17 protein-coding genes are annotated in these 15,343 nt (G+C 71.2%); 6 read left to right on the top strand and 11 right to left on the bottom strand.

Annotated features, from left to right (window positions below; genetic code table 11):
- Positions 1 to 20 precede the first annotated feature (20 nt).
- The 10 genes from ACWD3H_RS33660 to ACWD3H_RS33615 form a co-directional block, all read right to left on the bottom strand.
- Entirely contained in the window at positions 21 to 425 is a 405-nt protein-coding gene (locus ACWD3H_RS33660; RefSeq protein ID WP_355551024.1) for a Zn-ribbon domain-containing OB-fold protein, read from the bottom strand.
- Complete coding sequence (locus tag ACWD3H_RS33655; RefSeq protein ID WP_355551026.1) at positions 422 to 1,570, bottom strand: acetyl-CoA acetyltransferase; 1,149 nt, start codon at positions 1,568 to 1,570, stop codon at positions 422 to 424. The genes ACWD3H_RS33660 and ACWD3H_RS33655 overlap by 4 nt, the downstream gene beginning before the upstream one ends.
- A complete protein-coding gene (locus ACWD3H_RS33650; RefSeq protein ID WP_355551028.1) occupies positions 1,567 to 2,028 on the bottom strand; it encodes a MaoC/PaaZ C-terminal domain-containing protein in 462 nt (153 codons plus the stop codon). Before ACWD3H_RS33650 ends, ACWD3H_RS33655 begins: the two co-directional genes overlap by 4 nt.
- Complete coding sequence (locus ACWD3H_RS33645) at positions 2,025 to 2,525, bottom strand: FAS1-like dehydratase domain-containing protein (protein WP_355551031.1); 501 nt, start codon at positions 2,523 to 2,525, stop codon at positions 2,025 to 2,027. The genes ACWD3H_RS33650 and ACWD3H_RS33645 overlap by 4 nt, the downstream gene beginning before the upstream one ends.
- Entirely contained in the window at positions 2,522 to 3,736 is a 1,215-nt protein-coding gene (locus tag ACWD3H_RS33640) for a Rid family hydrolase (RefSeq protein WP_451957854.1), read from the bottom strand. Before ACWD3H_RS33640 ends, ACWD3H_RS33645 begins: the two co-directional genes overlap by 4 nt.
- Positions 3,733 to 5,118: an MmgE/PrpD family protein gene (locus tag ACWD3H_RS33635; RefSeq protein WP_451957853.1), complete on the bottom strand. Its 1,386-nt coding sequence runs from the start codon at positions 5,116 to 5,118 to the stop codon at positions 3,733 to 3,735. Before ACWD3H_RS33635 ends, ACWD3H_RS33640 begins: the two co-directional genes overlap by 4 nt.
- On the bottom strand, positions 5,115 to 6,335 hold the full coding sequence (locus ACWD3H_RS33630; RefSeq protein WP_451957852.1) for a CaiB/BaiF CoA transferase family protein: 1,221 nt from the start codon (positions 6,333 to 6,335) through the stop codon (positions 5,115 to 5,117). Before ACWD3H_RS33630 ends, ACWD3H_RS33635 begins: the two co-directional genes overlap by 4 nt.
- On the bottom strand, positions 6,332 to 7,366 hold the full coding sequence (locus ACWD3H_RS33625; protein ID WP_451957851.1) for an LLM class flavin-dependent oxidoreductase: 1,035 nt from the start codon (positions 7,364 to 7,366) through the stop codon (positions 6,332 to 6,334). Before ACWD3H_RS33625 ends, ACWD3H_RS33630 begins: the two co-directional genes overlap by 4 nt.
- Positions 7,363 to 7,899 carry a MaoC family dehydratase gene (locus tag ACWD3H_RS33620; protein WP_355551042.1) on the bottom strand — a complete coding sequence of 179 codons (537 nt, stop codon included), beginning with the start codon at positions 7,897 to 7,899 and terminating at the stop codon, positions 7,363 to 7,365. Before ACWD3H_RS33620 ends, ACWD3H_RS33625 begins: the two co-directional genes overlap by 4 nt.
- A gap of 396 nt (positions 7,900 to 8,295) precedes the next feature.
- Positions 8,296 to 9,069, bottom strand: coding sequence for a FadR/GntR family transcriptional regulator (locus ACWD3H_RS33615; RefSeq protein ID WP_451957850.1), 774 nt, complete (start codon positions 9,067 to 9,069; stop codon positions 8,296 to 8,298).
- 271 nt (positions 9,070 to 9,340) lie between these two features.
- On the opposite strand from ACWD3H_RS33615, the gene ACWD3H_RS33610 reads away from it, so the two are divergent.
- From ACWD3H_RS33610 to ACWD3H_RS33600, 3 genes are read left to right on the top strand one after another with little or no spacing between them, the layout of a single operon-like run.
- On the top strand, positions 9,341 to 9,979 hold the full coding sequence (locus tag ACWD3H_RS33610; protein WP_451957878.1) for a substrate-binding domain-containing protein: 639 nt from the start codon (positions 9,341 to 9,343) through the stop codon (positions 9,977 to 9,979).
- On the top strand, positions 9,946 to 10,221 hold the full coding sequence (locus ACWD3H_RS33605) for a hypothetical protein (RefSeq protein WP_451957849.1): 276 nt from the start codon (positions 9,946 to 9,948) through the stop codon (positions 10,219 to 10,221). Before ACWD3H_RS33610 ends, ACWD3H_RS33605 begins: the two co-directional genes overlap by 34 nt.
- On the top strand, positions 10,218 to 11,186 hold the full coding sequence (locus ACWD3H_RS33600; RefSeq protein WP_451957848.1) for a carbohydrate kinase family protein: 969 nt from the start codon (positions 10,218 to 10,220) through the stop codon (positions 11,184 to 11,186). The genes ACWD3H_RS33605 and ACWD3H_RS33600 overlap by 4 nt, the downstream gene beginning before the upstream one ends.
- 106 nt (positions 11,187 to 11,292) lie before the next feature.
- On the opposite strand, the gene ACWD3H_RS33595 is transcribed toward ACWD3H_RS33600, so the two are convergent.
- The gene (locus ACWD3H_RS33595) at positions 11,293 to 11,613 is read right to left on the bottom strand and encodes a plasmid stabilization protein (protein ID WP_350958732.1); all 321 of its coding nucleotides are present in this window, start codon (positions 11,611 to 11,613) and stop codon (positions 11,293 to 11,295) included.
- A 263-nt stretch (positions 11,614 to 11,876) separates the two neighbouring features.
- On the opposite strand from ACWD3H_RS33595, the gene ACWD3H_RS33590 reads away from it, so the two are divergent.
- The 3 genes from ACWD3H_RS33590 to ACWD3H_RS33580 all read left to right on the top strand — a co-directional run bounded on the left by ACWD3H_RS33590 (position 11,877) and on the right by ACWD3H_RS33580 (position 15,153).
- Positions 11,877 to 12,695, top strand: a complete 819-nt coding sequence (locus tag ACWD3H_RS33590) for a PIG-L family deacetylase (RefSeq protein WP_451957847.1) — start codon at positions 11,877 to 11,879, stop codon at positions 12,693 to 12,695.
- A gap of 214 nt (positions 12,696 to 12,909) precedes the next feature.
- A complete protein-coding gene (locus ACWD3H_RS33585) occupies positions 12,910 to 14,511 on the top strand; it encodes a penicillin-binding transpeptidase domain-containing protein (protein ID WP_451957846.1) in 1,602 nt (533 codons plus the stop codon).
- Between the two features lie 51 nt (positions 14,512 to 14,562).
- Complete coding sequence (locus ACWD3H_RS33580) at positions 14,563 to 15,153, top strand: phosphoribosylanthranilate isomerase (RefSeq protein ID WP_451957845.1); 591 nt, start codon at positions 14,563 to 14,565, stop codon at positions 15,151 to 15,153.
- Positions 15,154 to 15,343: the final 190 nt, after the last annotated feature.

Genomic DNA, 15,343 nt, shown 5'->3' with positions numbered 1-15,343 from the left:
AGCCTCCCGGACTCCGTTGTTCAGGAAACGCCGGCGGGAACGAAGACGGGAAGGGCGCGCCCGTCATCGAGGTCCACCCAGGTGAGCCGGACCGGGTCGTCGATGCGCCACTCCTCCTCCGGCCGGCCTTCCAGCCGGGTGAGCAGGATGACCCCCTCGGCCAGCCGGACGCGGGCGATGACGTAGGGAACGTCGAGTTCCGGGCGCGGTGCCCGATACACGACGGTGAACGAGTCCACCACGCCGGCCCCGGCCGACGTGCTCCAGTTCAGCCGCTCAGAGCCGCAGTGCACGCACAGCGCGCGCGGCGGGTGCTGCGTCCCCGCGCAGCCGGCGCAGGTCTGCACCAGCAGCCGACGGTCCCTGGTCGCCTCCCACCAGGGCAGGGTGATCTCGTCGGGCGGCGGAACCTCGGGGGCGATCACGCCTCCACCCCCAGCACCACGGTGGCGTGCGTCGACAGGATTCCTCCCGTACCGTGGGCCAGCGCGAGACGCGCGCCGGGAACCTGCCGGTCACCGGCCTCGCCGCGCAGCTGCGCCACCGCTTCGATCAGCAACATGACCCCGAACTGGCCGGGGTGGCAGTAGGACAGGCCACCGCCCGAGGTGTTGAGCGGAAAGTCGCCACCCGGGCGGATCCTGCCGTCCGCGATCCAGTCCAGCGCCTCGCCCCGGCCGCAGAAGCCCAGCGCCTCCAGGGTGAGCGCCACGGTGATCGTGAACGAGTCGTAGACCTGCGCGACGTCGATGTCGGCCGGGGTGACGCCGGCCCGCGCGAACGCGTCGGCGCCGGAGCCGACCGCGCCGGTCACGGTCAGATCGGCGACGGCGGTCATCGAGGTGTTGGTGGTGCGCTCGCCGTACCCGAGCACCTCGACCGGCTTCCTGCGCAGGTCCCTCGCGCGCTCGGAGGAGGTCAGCACGACCGCGCCGCCGCCGTCGGTGACCAGGCAGCAGTCCAGAGCGGTCAGCGGGCTGGAGATCGTCGTGGAGCCGACCACCTCCTCGGCGGTCAGCGACCGGGTGCCGTAGCGGAACGCGGCGGGGTTCAGCAGCGCCCACTCCCGCGCCGCCACGGCGACCTCGGCGAGTTGCTCCCGCGTCCCGCCGCCGGTGTGCAGGTAGCGTCGCGCGGCCATCGCGTAGTACGAGAGCGGATAGAGCGGGCCGTACGGCGTCTCGAACTGGGCCTCCGGCGTGTGCTCCTCCACCACGCCCCCGAGAGAGCGGGAGCGGGCCGACCGCTGGTTGGAGGCGAAGCTGATCACGACGGTCTCGGCCTGACCCGCCTGGATGGCCTGGGTCGCCCGCGCCACGAACATCTCGAAGGCGGAGCCGCCCGCGTACGTCGAGTCGGTCCAGCGCGGCTGGAGACCGAAGTGGTCGGCGAGCTGGGTCGCGGAGAACCGGGAGACCCCGGTCGTCGCCAGCCCGTCGACGTCACGCAGGGTCAGCCCCGCGTCGGCGAGCGCCCGGCCGATCGCCTGGGCCTGCAGGCCGAGAATCGACCGGTTGGTGACCCCGAGATCCGACTCGGCGGCCCCGACGATCGCGACACCGGTGCTCATCTCGCCTCCGGTCCGCCGGCGCCGCCGAGTCTCGCCCCTGGCCCGTCGGCGACACCGAGCAGGACCCGGGCGCGCGCGGGACCCGCGGCGACCCGGTCGACCTCGCCGTCGGCACCGACCACGACCACCCGCTGGCTGAGCACCAGGAAGTCGTCACCGACCTCGGAGACCGTGCCCTCACAGCGCACGGTCTCCTCGGCGAAGACCAGTGCCTTGAAAGTGAAGTCCAGCTCGCGCACGAAACACCGCGGACCGAGCCAGTCCTGGATCTGCTCGACCAGCAGGGCACCGAACACCTGGCCGTCGACGACCGGCGCGGGAACCTGCTGCCTGGCGACGAACTCGGAGTCGTAGTGCAGCCGGTACCAGTCCCAGGTGGCTCCGGCGTAGGCGACCATGTTCGCGAGCCCTACTTTGCGTTCGAGCGGGGGGACGACCTCCCCGGGTTCGTGGGTCATGCCCCGGCCCCCAGCGATACGAAGATGATGGTCTCCTCGTTCTCCGCGAGCAGCTCGTCGTGCTGGTCGGTGTAGGCCGCCCGCGAGGTGATGATCAGCATCTTCGCGCCGGACCTGGTGGTCTTCTCGGTCGCGTCCTTGATCTCCCAGGTGGCGGTGACGACGTCGTCGGGGCGGATCCGGCGGTGGAAGACGTAGGAGTTGCCGCCGCGGACCTTGCGGGTGCCTGGGATCTCGATCCCCCAGTTGTGCCCGGCGTCGCCGTCGGGGCCCATCGGCAGGCCGGCGTACTGGTTCGTCTCGCAGATCAGGGTGGGCGGCGCGGTCACCCCGGACAGTCCCTGGGCGCGCGCGTATTCGGGATCGGAGTACAGCGGATTGTCGTCCCCGACGGCGAGGCCGAAGTACCTGCACGCGGCGGGGCCGAGCTCCTCCGGCGCGGTGTAGACCCGCCTGCGCCCGACGAGCGCGCGGATCTCCTCGGTGAGCAGCGTCACGACGGGTCCTTCGGGTAGAGAGCGGTCGGGAACACCTCAAGCAGGAACTCGGGACGGAGCAACTCCTTGCAGATCGCTCCGGTCGAGGCCGGCCACGGGGGCGAGAGCAGGCGTTCACGGACCGGCGCGACCACGCGGTAGTCCGGCAGGGCCGACTCGACGCAGAACTCGACGATGGAGAGCAGGTTCTCCGGACCGAGACCGGCATGGGAGAGCAGGTGCAGGATCGCCCCGTAGGTCTCCTCGGCCTGTGCCCGCAGGTCGCCCGGGTGGAGCGCCTGCTGGGTCTCCATGTCCAGCGCCGCGAAACCGGACATGAACAGCGTGCGGCCGGCCCGGACGCCCGGCGAGTACGTCAGGGTGTCATACCGTGACCAGCCCGGGTTCACCAGCTCCAGCGGATGCCTGGAGGCGGTGACGTCGATCGCGACCATGGACTCCGGGTGGTGCAGGCGGCTCATCAGGATGCCCCCGGCCCCCGGGTACACCCCCGCTCCGCCGAGCCGTTCCTTACGCACCCGGTGGCTCTTGCGATAGACGCCGCGAGAGGCCGGGGTCGAGTAGTCGTAGGTGGTCACGGCGTTGTCCAGGGACAGGCCGGCCTGGCGCAGCAGCGCGTCCGCCCGGTCGAGGCAGTACGCGTACTGGCCCACGAAGTCGCCGGGGGAGACGATGTCGCCCGACTCGTCGACGGGTACGACGGTCGGCAGGTACACCGTGCCGTCATGCCCCTCGCGCACCGGAGAGGCGGCCCGCACACCGGCCTCCCGCCGCTCGCCGGCGGCCGGCAGCTCGGTGCCGCCGCCCCGGACGGCACGCATCTCGATCTCCAGCAACGCGGTCGAGCGGACCAGCCGCTCCACCACCACCGTGGAGAGCGTGGGCCGGTGCGCCCCGAAGACCTCCCCGCGCACGGCGGCCGCGGCCTCGTAGTCGGGCAGGCCCGCGAGGGTGACGTTCTCCGTCACGTGCACGACGTCGTCCGGGCCGAGACCGGCGGCCTCGATGATCGTCAGCACCTTCCGGTAGGCGATCCGCGCCTGCTCCTCCATGGTGCCGGAGACGACCATCTTGCCGAGCGCCTCGTCCCGTGCGGCCGCGCTGTGCCCGGACGACCAGGCGCTGTCGCCCTCGGACAGGCCGAGGCAGAAGGTGAAGTCCTCGTAGGGGAACCAGGGGAACTCGGCGGGTCTGACAGCTCGCAACGTCATCTCTGCTCCTGACTGCGCTGGGCGAACTCGGCTGCGGCGGCGGCCGCGGCACTCAGTACGGCGGTGAGATCCGGTTGCTCGTCGAGCGCCTCGACGACGTCGACGAGCCCACTCGCCCGGCCTCCCACGTTGCCCTCGAACTTGGCGACCAGCGCGTCCCGGCCGAGCGGGTTGACCCCGCCCCCCTCGCTGCGCCGCACGAAACCCTCGACGACCCGGCCGTCGCGGAGCCTGATGGAGACGCGCCCCGGCGCATCGGCGGCCACGAGCCCCGAGGGCTCGGTGACGTCCCAGCGGACCCGGGCGGCGAGCTCGCTCACCTCGGCCCGGGCGATCGAGTGCGGCTCGAAGGTGTCCAGGCTCACCCCCCGGTCGACGACCAGTGCCGCGACGGTCCAGGGGAGCGAGAACTTCGCGGCGTACGCGCTCGCCGGTCGCAGCAGGTCGCGGGAGGTGTCACAGACCACCGAGGCGGAGTCGGGGTGGACCTGGGCATGTATCTCGGAGACGTCCTCGGGGCCGAACGGCTCGCGCGCCATCGCGTCGAGGGTCGCCCCCATGGTGGCATGCGACAGCTGGCAGGCCGCGTAGGGCTTTATGCCGATCCGGGTGGTCTCCCACCGGTCACCGAGGTCGGCGACGATCGAGTGCGGGTCCACGCCGCCCTGTGCGAGCGCGTCGAAGACACCGTGCGGACCGTCGAACACCGTCTCCGGTCCGGTGGCACCCGCCGCCGCCAGGCGGGCGGCGATGATGCCCGACTGCGAGGCGAACCCGGGATGGAGCTGTTTGGTGGAGGCCCCGGTGCCGAGGAAGGCCAGCAGGCCGCCCGCCTGACTGCCCGCGATCCCCAGCGCGTTGGCGGCCTGGGCGACGTCCAGGCCGAGCAGCCGCGCGGCGACCAGAGCCGAGGAGAAGACGCCCGCGACCATCGTCGCGTGCAGGCCACGCGCGTGGAATCCGTGCGGGGCGGCGGCGGCCACCCGGCAGGCGGTCTCGTACCCCGCCACGGCGGCGGTGAGCACCTCCCGGCCCGACGCGCCGACCTGCTCGCCGACGGCGAACGCCGCGGGCAGGACGACGGCGGTTGCGTGCACGAGGCCGCCGGCGTGGGTGTCGTCGAAGTCGAGGGCGTGCACGAGGGTGCCGTTGGCGAGGGCCGCGGCGGGTGCCGAGAGCCGGTGGCCGGTGCCGAGGACCGTCGCCTCATCGGGGCCGCCCAGGTCTCGGGCCACGGTCAGCGCGGGGGTCGCGGCTCCGGTCCGGTACGCGCCGAGCGCGGTGCCGACGCCGTCGAGCAGGTGCCGGACGGCGGCCTGGCGGGCCGCGGCCGGAACGTCGGTCAGACCGAGCGCCCACCGGGCCAGCTCCCGGGCGATCATCGCGTGGCCGCCTCGGTCACCTCGCCGAACGCGCCCTGGGCCTTCAACTCGTCGATCGTCGCGTCGTCGTATCCCACGATGTCACGGACCACCAGGTCGAAGTCCTCGTTGCGGAGCGGGGCACGGCGATAGGTCGGCGGTTCGCCGCCGACCCGCACCGGTGAGGCGACCTGCTCGACCGTACCGAACCTGGGGTGCTCGGTGGTCACCCGCAACCCGCGCGCCCTGGTGTGCTCCTCCTCCAGCGCGGCCGCGACGTCGTTGATGGGAGCGCAGGGGATCGAGGCCGGATACAGGACCCTCAGCCACTCGGCCACGGTACGCCTGCGGAAGATCTCTTCCAGGAGTCCCAGCAGCTCCACGCTGTTTCGCTGCCGGCCCGCGAACGAACCGTACGGGGAGTCCGGCTCGGCCCATTCGGGATGGCCGACGACCTCGGCGAGCCGCGCCCAGAACTTCTCCTTGGCGCAGCCGACGACCAGCCAGCCGTCGCCGGCCTCGAACGCCTGGAACGGCACCAGCGAGGGGTGGGCCGAATGACGGGTTCGGGCCGGGGTGAAGCCCGCGTTCAGGTGCCAGGCCGCCGGATAGGTCAGCATTCCGATCGCGGTGTCGTACAGGCTGACGTCGCAGTCCATGCCCGTCCCGTCGCGTCGCGCCGCGTGCACGCCGGCCAGCAGCGAGAGGGCGGCGACCAGCCCGCCGGAGTAGTCGACCAGGGAGAGCCCGGACTTGGTGGGCGGCCCGTCGGGCTCGCCGGTGAGATCCATCCAACCGGCCAGGCCCTGGAGCACGTAGTCGTAGCCCGGCTCCTTACGGCGCGGGCCGGTCATCCCGAAACCGGTGAGCGAGCAGCAGACGATGGCCGGGTTCAGCTGCTTGAGGTCGTCGTAGGTAATACCGATCTTCGCCGGGACGTCGCCGCGAAGGTTGGAGTAGACCACGTCGGAGACCTTCACCAGGTCCTCGAAGACCCTGCGCCCGGCCGCCGAGGACAGGTCGAGGGAGAGACTGCGCTTGTTGCGGTTGAAGGTCTCGAAGAAGAGCGAGTCCTCCCCCTCGCCGTACGGCGGCACGTAGCGGCCCACGTCACCGCCCACCCTCGGGTCCTCGATCTTGATCACTTGGGCGCCGAGATCGGCGAGGTGCACGCTGCCGAACGGGCCGGCCCCGTACTGCTCGACGGCAATGATCCGGATGTCTTCCAGAGGCTTCAAAGGGTGCTCCCTGCGATGTCTGCCATGAGCGACAGGATCTCGTTCTGAGCCGCGCGGATCTCGGCGGCGGTGAGCCCGTGGGTCGGCGGGCTGAGCTTCACCGAATCGGCCTTCCCCGTGTAACCGGCGATGCGTTCGGCCACCTGGTCGCGGGTGCCGGTCATGGTGAGCACGTCGACCATCTCCGGGGAGACCGAGCCGGCGAGGTAGTCCGCGCCCCGGCCCTGCCGGAACGCGTCGACGACCGCCCGCTGCTGGTCGGCCAGGCCGTGGAAGCCGAAGAAGTCGGCGTAGGTGCGGACGCTGGCGTAGAAGCCGACGACACCCGACACGCGGCGGACAGCCGTCCGCCGGTCGTCGGCGACGGAGCAGCAGGCGGACACCACGACGTCGAGGTCCGCGCGCCTCTTGCCCTCGACCCGGGCGATCCCCGCCTCCAGCTCCGGCAGAACCAGCTCGTCCAGGTAGCGAGGGGAGCAGAGCTCGTGGCTGATCCAGCCGTCGCCGATCGCCCCGGCCAGCCGGGTCATCACCGGTCCCATCGCCGCCAGGTAGATCGGGATGTCCGTCCGCCGCACCCCGAAGGGCCGCGCGTAGCCCCGCATCCGCATCGGCTCGTACTCGCCGGTGAGAGCGATCTCGGCGCCGGTGGTGCAGGTCTCCCAGAAGTGGCGGATGTTCCGGACGGTCTCCCTCATGTGCCCGGACGGCTTGCCGAAGCGGGCGTTGTGCCAGTCCTCGTTGAGCCGCCGCACACCGGTTCCCAGACCCAGGACGAAGCGCCCGTCCGACAGCTCGTCGATGTCGAGCGCCTCCAGGGCGGTGGTCATCGGGCTGCGGGTGAAGGCGAGCGCGATGGCGGTGCCGATCCTGACCCGCCTGGTGGCCGTCGCGAGAGCCGCCGCGGTGACGGTGGCGCTGCGATGCAGCTCGGGAACCCAGATGACCTCGGCGCCCGCGGCCTCCGCTCTGCGGGCCACCTCCATCAGCTCCCCGAGGGACTCACCCCAGGGGGCGAAAGTGATCCTCATGCCTGGGACGGCCCCTGGTCACCGGTGAGCGGCTTCTTGCCGGTGGGGAAAAGGCCCTCCAGCTGGGGCGCTCCCCTTTTGTAGACGTAGAAGGTGCGCTTGAACGAGCAGACCTCGTCCCCGTCCTGGTTGAGCGTCCGGGTGCGCACGGTGACGATGCCCGCGTGGGGACGGCTGCCGGACTCCCGCTTCTCCAGCACGAGCGACTCGCTGTACAACGTGTCACCCGCGAAGACCGGGTGGGTCATCCTGATCTCGTCCCAGCCCAGGTTGGCGAACGCGTTCTGGGTGATGTCGGTGACGCTCTGCCCGACCGCGATCGCCACGGTCAGGGTGGAGACGACGAGCGGTCTGGTGAACTCGGACCGCTTGGCGTACTCGGTGTTGAAGTGCATCTGGTTGGTGTTCATCGTCAGCAACGTGAACCACGTGTTGTCGGACTCGGTGACCGTTCGGCCCAGGGGATGCTGGTAGACGTCACCCACCTCGAAGTCCTCGAAGAAGCGGCCCTTCCATCCCTCTTTGATCGCCATCGCCTTCCCCGGATGCTCGCGTCGGTAGATAATGTCAGACGTATAAAGCGTAGGGCAATGCGGTGACCTTGTCTAAGGTGTCCGACGCCCCTGGTGCCGCCGGTGTGAGGTGCTGTGCGCGTTGTTCAACAGGCAGGGCAGCGGTGATCGCCGTTCGTGTCTCCGGCTGGGCGCGCCCTGACATCCGACGGTCAGAGCGTCGGGAAAAACGCCTGTGGCGAATACATCAGATATTTTAAGCGAGCCTCAGCCCCCGGGCATGCGGAAGCCGGAGGGGACGGATCGGCGAGGACGCGCCGGGCGTACCGGCCTCGCGGGTCCCGGCGCGGTGAAGTCCGCCCCGACGCACGCTCGTGCGGCGCGGAGCCGGCCGGAAACGCTCGCCGGGACCTTCGCTCAGTCGTGGTAGGCGTCGCGGATTCTGCTCAGGTGAACCTGCATGGCCTCGGCGGCGCCTTCGGCGTCGCCGGCGTCGATGCGATCCACGATCGTTTCGTGCTCACGGTCGACCTGCGCCCAGAACTCGCGCGGCACGTCCGGGCTGAGGAACCGTGACCGCAGGACCCGGAAGACCGGCTCGGTCATCACGGTCAGCAGGCCGTTGCCGGTCGCCTCGATGATGATTCCGTGGAAGTGCCGGTGCTCGTTGAACTTCACGCTCCGGCCGCGACTGTGCTTCTCGCGCTCCATGGCGGCTCGCAGCGCGTCGACATGTCGTGGCTCGCGGCGCCTCGCCGCGAGCCCGGCGGCGCGGACCTCCAGCATCTCGCGCGCCTCCAGGATGTCCGACAGGGTCAGGGTGTCCGAGCCCGACATCAGGCCGATGCTGGTCTCGAGGTAGTCGCTGACCTGGTCCGGCTCGACATGGGAGACGAAGGTTCCGCCGGTGGTGCCTCGAACCGTCCTGACGAGACCCTGCGAGGCGAGAACGCGCAGCGCCTCGCGGACGGTGCTCCGGCTCACCCCGAAGTCGCCGCCGAGATCGGCTTCGGGAGGCAGACGATGTCCCGAGGTGAGCGAGCCGTTGAGGATCAGCTCGCGCAACTGGTCGGCGACCTGCTGGTACGCCGGGCGTAGCCGGCTGACCGGTAGCGGGGACGGTGCCGTCGAAGGAGTCGCGCGCGTGGCGTCGTTCTGTCTCGCCGTGGACGGCGTGCTGCCCTGCCCCATGGTTTCGCCTTCTCAACCGATCGTCTGGCGGTCCGTGCCGTCCTGCGGAGGGAGCCGTCGGCGAACGAGCCGGTCCTGTCCGTGGCCGGTCGGCCCCCAACTCTGTGATCATGCCTCTGATCAGGAATACATCAGACATCGACTATACCTGGACCGGGGCCGAGCGGAGCACGCGATCGCACACCCGGCCAGGGAACATGGGCCGTCATCCAGGCCGCCCCCGGAGAGATGTCGTTGCGGGCGGAGCGACACTGCTTGACCCTCAAATAGTCTGACCTTTAGTCGCGGCTCGCCGGGATCGAGTGACACCGCCTCGTCCGGTGGTGGCCGAGGCGTCCGTGCCCATGCGTGTGTGATCAGCGCGGTCGACGAGAACGGCATCGAGCGGGCCAAGCAGGCGGGCGTCATCGTCATCGCGGTCGACATCCCGGCCAAGGGCCCCGACGCCGTCATCATGACCGACGCCGTGCAGGCGGGCGAGCGGTCCTGCGACTACCTGTTCAAGGAGATGGGTGGCAAGGGCAACGTCCTGCTCGTCGACGGCACGCCGATCCAGACGATCCGTGACCGGATCACCGGCTGTGACAACGCTCTGAAGAACCACCCGAACATCAAGGTCGTCGGCCGGCAGGCCTCCAAGAACGACAGGGCCTCGGGACTGGCCGTCACGACGGACATGCTCACCGCCTCCCCGGACGTGCAGGGCATCTTCGGCATGAACGACCCGTCCGCACTGGGTGCGGTCCTGGCGGTCGAGCAGGCCGGCAAGTCGAAGCAGGTGAAGGTCACCGGCGTGGACGGCAGCCCCGAGGGCGTGGCCGATTCGAGGCGGTCGCCCTTGATGAGACGATCTTCCCGGGACCGGCTTCCAAGACCGTGGAGTTCCATTCCGAGCTGTCCCGGGCGATGATCTGGTGGACGGCGGCACCCTCTGGAGCCTTTCAGATCGTCCAGCGGCGCCAGTCCGGCTGGGTCAACTGGGGGACGAACGGCGAGAACGAATGCCCGGAACTCCCGGTGGGCGTCGCGATCAAGACCGCGTACGGCATGTTCAAGGACTCCTGGAGAGACGTGGCCGACCAGCTCGCAACCCCTCCCACCGTGACGGACCGGCCGGGATCGGCGGCCCACGCACCGGACGGCACGCCGTGATCAGCGTCATCGGCGAGTCGGTCGTCGACATGGTCGCGGAGGACGACGGCCGAACCTACACCGCGCATCCGGGCGGCAGCCCGCTCAACGTCGCGGTCGGCCTGGCCCGCCTGGGCGATCCCACCGCGTTCGTCGCCCGCCTCTCGTCGGGGGTGCTGGGCCAGACGCTGCGCGCGCACGCCGCGGCGAACGGGGTGGACCTGCGATGGGCGGTTCCGGCGAGCGAGCCGGCCACCCTCGCCATCGTCTCCGTCGACGAGGCGGGTCAGGCCGCCTACGACTTCCACGTCGAGGGCACCGCCGACTGGCAGTGGCGGGACGGCGAGCCGCACCTGCCGGCGGAGACCCAGGTGATCCACGCCGGGTCCGTGGCCGCCTGGCGGCCGCCCGGCGGTGACCGGATCGCCGACGCCGTCGCGCGGGCGAGAGCCGAAGGCCACGTACTGATCAGCTACGACCCGAACATCCGGCCCGCCCTGCTCGACGACCCTGCCGCCGCGCGCCCGCTCATCGAGCGGTACGTGGCCCTCGCCCACGTGGTCAAGGTGAGCGAGGAGGACCTGCGCTGGCTCTACCCGGAGCGGCAGGCGAGCGAGGTGGCCGAGGGATGGCTGGCCCTGGGCCCCGACCTGGTGGTGGTCACCTACGGCGGCGAGGGCTGCCTGGGGCTGACCCGAGGCGGCCACGCGCTCCGGCGACCGGCGATCCCGGTCCAGGTGGTGGACACCGTCGGCGCCGGAGACGCTTTCACCGCCGGTCTGCTCGACGGGCTGCTGCGGGGCGGTCGCGCCACCCCGGCCCTGATCGGCGAGTTGTCCGAGGCGGAACTGACCGGAGTCCTCGACCAGGCGGTCATGGTGGCGGGCCTCACCTGCGAACGCGCGGGAGCGAACCCGCCCACCCGCGTCGAACTACGGGCCGCCCAGGACCCGGACCGTCGGTACCGACGCACGGCAAATAGGTAGCGCGGGCGGTGGAGGCCGATCGGTGGCCGAAAACAGGTCCGGCCGGACGCGGCCCGTCGCCCCGGTCGCCATGAGGCTCCGAGCGCGGGACGCGCCCGCCGGATCCTCAGCGGAGCGCCTTCTCCAACTGCGCCTTGCTCATGGTCGAGCGGCCCTTGATGTTGCGGCGCTTGGCCTCCGCGTAGAGCTGCTCCTTGGTGCGGCCACCGGCTCCGGAGCGTGAGCGCAGTCCGCCGCGCCGGGACGAGGAGATGTCCTGGGTCGAGGTGCGGCTCGCGGTGCGGGACTCCCCGGCACGGGCGCGTTCCTTGTTGACCGTACGGGCCGCGATCTCCTCGGCCCGGCTCTCCTTCTCCCCGCGCCGTCGCGCGCTCTCCTTGATGTGCCTGTACTGCCGCTCACGCTTGGAACTGGAACCACGCGGCATGGCGATCACCTCTTCGCATCGTTCACTTCTGCCTTACCACTCCGCTACCCGCGCCGTCCCGCCTGACACCGGCATCACCGCCGTCCCAGACCGACTCTTGACGATGCCCATGCCGGGACCATCCCCGCGCACGTGGGGACGGTCCCGCGAAGAGCGATGTCGTGTTCCGGGCTCACGGCGGGGCGACCGTCGGTTCGAACTGTCGGTGAGGCGTCGTAAGGTGAGGCGGTTCGCTGGGTTTTCCTACGAAGGGGGCGGTGTCGGTGAGTGACGGGCTGACGTTGATGGCGGTTCATGCTCATCCCGATGACGAGGTGATCGGGACCGGCGGGATCCTCGCCAGATACGCGGACGAGGGCATCCGCACCGTCCTGGTCACCTGCACGAACGGCGAGCAGGGCGACGCGCCCGGCGGGGCGAAGCCCGGGGAGCCCGGCCATGACGAGGCGGCGGTGAGCGCGCTGCGGCTGGAGGAGCTCCGCGCCTCGGCGGCCCACCTTGGGATCTCCCACCTGGAGTTGCTCGGCTACCGAGACTCGGGCATGGTCGGCTGGGCCGGGAACGAGGCCGAGGACGCCTTCGCCAACGTGCCGTTCGAGCAGGCCGTGGGCCGGCTCGTCGCGCTGATGGAGCGCTACCGCCCGCAGGTCGTCGTCACCTATGACGAGAACGGCGGCTACGGCCATCCCGACCACATCCAGGCTCACCGGATCGCGGTCGCCGCGACCGAGGCCAGCGGGATTCCCGGCAAGCTCTACTACACGGCGGTGCCCCGCGAGCGGATCGCCGAGATGTTCGCCTATCTCCGCTCGACCGGTGCCGCCCCCGAGGACCTGGAGCTTCCCGACGACTTCGGCGTCCCCGAGGAGCAGATCACCACCGTGGTCGACGTGGCGGACCAGGTGGAGCGCAAGCGCAAGGCGCTGGAGGCGCACGCGAGCCAGGGCGAGAACATCTTCCTGCTGCGCATGCCCGCCGAGGCCCAGCACCGGGCGTTCGCGCAGGAGTCCTTCATCCGCCGGCTCAACCGCGTCCCGGCCGCAGCCGACCGTGAGGACGATCTCTTCGACGGTCTCCGTTAGCGCGCCGGCCGGAAACGTTCACCCGGTCGAGTGACCCTCGATCTCCAGCCGCGGGCCTGGCCGGAGCGACTGTCGCGGAACCGGCGAGGATTCGGGGTCTCCGCCAGCCACGCTCCGGTACCGAAGTCGAGAAAAGCCTGGTTCGCCACTGGTCATCACCTTTACGATCTTTTCGCTGGTGAGCAACCGTGGAAACCCAGGGGAGTAAACGGTTATGCGGGATCGACGGCTCCTCGTGCTGGCCGCCTCGGCGGTCGCGATCGTCGCCTTCGGCGTGTACGGGGTGATGGCGGCACCGGGGGCCGTGGTGGCCTCGCCGTCGCCGCGGTCCACGCCCACCGAGGAGCCGCGGCCCGACCCGAGGCTGACCCTGTCCGATCCGGCACCGGTCACACCGACCCCGGTCACACCGAACCCACAGGACGGTCCCGCGCAGGCCGGAGCGAGATACCTCACCGCCTGGCAGGCCGGTGATCTCGCCGCCATGGCGGACCTGGTCGCCGACCCCCCGGCCGACTTCGCCGACCGGCACCGCAGGTTCGACGCCGACCTGCGGGCCTCGTTGTCCTCCCTCGCCCCCGGCGAGCTGCACCGCGAAAGCGAGGCGGCCGAGTTGTCCTTCACCGGGGTGAGGGAGGTCGCGGGGCTGGGCCGCTGGCCGTTCACCTCGGTCCTGCGCCTGGTGATGCGGGCGGACACCTGGAAGGTGCTCTGGAGTCCGGAGACGATGCACCCGGCGCTCAAGGACGGCGGGCGCCTGGTGCTGAAGGAGACGGAGGTCCGGCGCCCGGCCACGCTGACCCGCGAGGGGGTGCCGTTCCCCCGCGACAGCAGGGCGGGCGACTACTTCACCGGGCTGGGCGACACGGTCCTCGACGTGAAGCTGGAGGAGGAGAGCTCCGGCCGGGTGCTGCTGGCCTCCCCGCCCCGGCCGCCCTCGGGGAGGAAGACCACGATCTCCCAGCCGGTCCAGGCCGCCGCCGCCCGCGCCCTGGACGGTGTCGGGCAGCCCGCCGCGATCGTGGCGGTGGACATCAAGACGGGCCAGGTGCGCGCGGTGGCGGACGGGCTGGGCCGCATGGAGGCGTTCAACGGCCTCTACCCGCCGGGCTCGACGTTCAAGGTGGTGACCGCGGCCGCGCTGCTGCACAACGGCATGACTCCGGAGTCGCAGGTGGCCTGCCCGGCGGGCTACACGATTCCGAACGGCCGGAGTTTCACCGACTCCGACGGTGTCGACCACGGCACCGTGAGCCTCACCACGGCCTTCGCGCTCTCCTGCAACACCACCTTCGCCCAGCAGGCGTACGAGCGGCTGCGCGACGACCGGTTGCGTGCCGAGGCGGCGGACCGGTTCGGGTTCCGGGAGAAGCCGGGGCTGAGCTCCTGCCGGATCCAGCCGTACGAGAGCGCGGACCAGCTGGGTTCCGACGCCATCGGCCAGAACTCGGCGCAGGCCAGCCCGCTCTGCATGGCCGAGGTCGCCGCCGCGGTCGCGAGCGGCGTGTGGAGACCCGCGATCACGACCGCCGAGCCCCCCGCGGACTCGCCGCCGCCGGTGCCGCTGGGCGATGAGGTGGCCTCGGGCCTGCGGACGATGATGGGCGCCGTGGTCAGCCGGGGTACGGCCGCCGGGGCGGGCCTCCCGCCGGACACCGCCGGCAAGACCGGTACCGCCGAGGTCGAGAACGGAGAGGACCACGCCTGGTTCATCGGCTACCGGGGCTCCCTGGCCTTCGCGGTGTTCGTCCGGCACGGCGGCGCCGGGGGCGCGATCGCGGCGCCGATCGCCGCGAGGTTCCTGAACGCCCTTTGACGACAGAGGCGGCAACCGGCCATGGGCGGAGAACGGGCTAACGTACGGAGGGTGTATGTGAAGATCTGCGGGCTGCGTGAGCCCGGACATGTGGCGGCCGCCGTCGAGGCGGGCGCCGACGCCATCGGATTCGTTCTCACCAGGAGCTCGCGGCGGGTCACCCCGGCGCGGGCGCGCGAACTGGCCTCGGCGGTCCCCCCGCACGTGCTGACCGTGGCGGTGTTCGCCGGCGAGCCCACCGAGGAGGTCAGGGCGGCCACCCTGGAGTCAGGGGTACGCGCCGTCCAGCTGCACGGCGAGCACCCGCACGCGGACTTCACCGCGCTGAAGGACCTCGGCGTCACGCTGGTCCGCGCCGGGGCCGCGAGCACCGACCTGCGCTGCGGCGCCCTCGACGAGGACCTGCTCATCGTGGACGCGCCCAGGCCGGGCTCGGGGGAGCCGTGGGACTGGGCGGCCGTGCGCGGGCGCCCGGAGGGCCGCTGGCTGCTGGCGGGGGGCCTGACCCCGTCGAACGTGGCCGAGGCGATCACCGCGGCCCGACCCTGGGGAGTCGACGTGTCGAGCGGCGTGGAGGTCGCGCCCGGGGTCAAGGACTCCGGGCTCATCAGGGATTTCATCACCGCCGCCCGCGCGGGGTAGAGCCGCCGTCATTCTTGCTGGTCGTTCAGGTTGCCCGTTATGACGACTCATGAAGACATGTCCACGCGTGCCACTCTTTCCGCAGGATCGGGGAGGGCGACCAGGAGGCAGTGGTCGCGCTGCACGTCACCGTGGAGAACGGGCCGGTCACCCGGCAGCACCGAGGAAATGGGATGCCAGCGGTCGGAGG

It is taken from the genome of Streptosporangium sp. NPDC002607, from assembly GCF_053592655.1.
The sequence above is the reverse complement of the archived record's forward strand: the minus strand, read 5'-3'. Positions and strand labels throughout refer to the sequence as shown.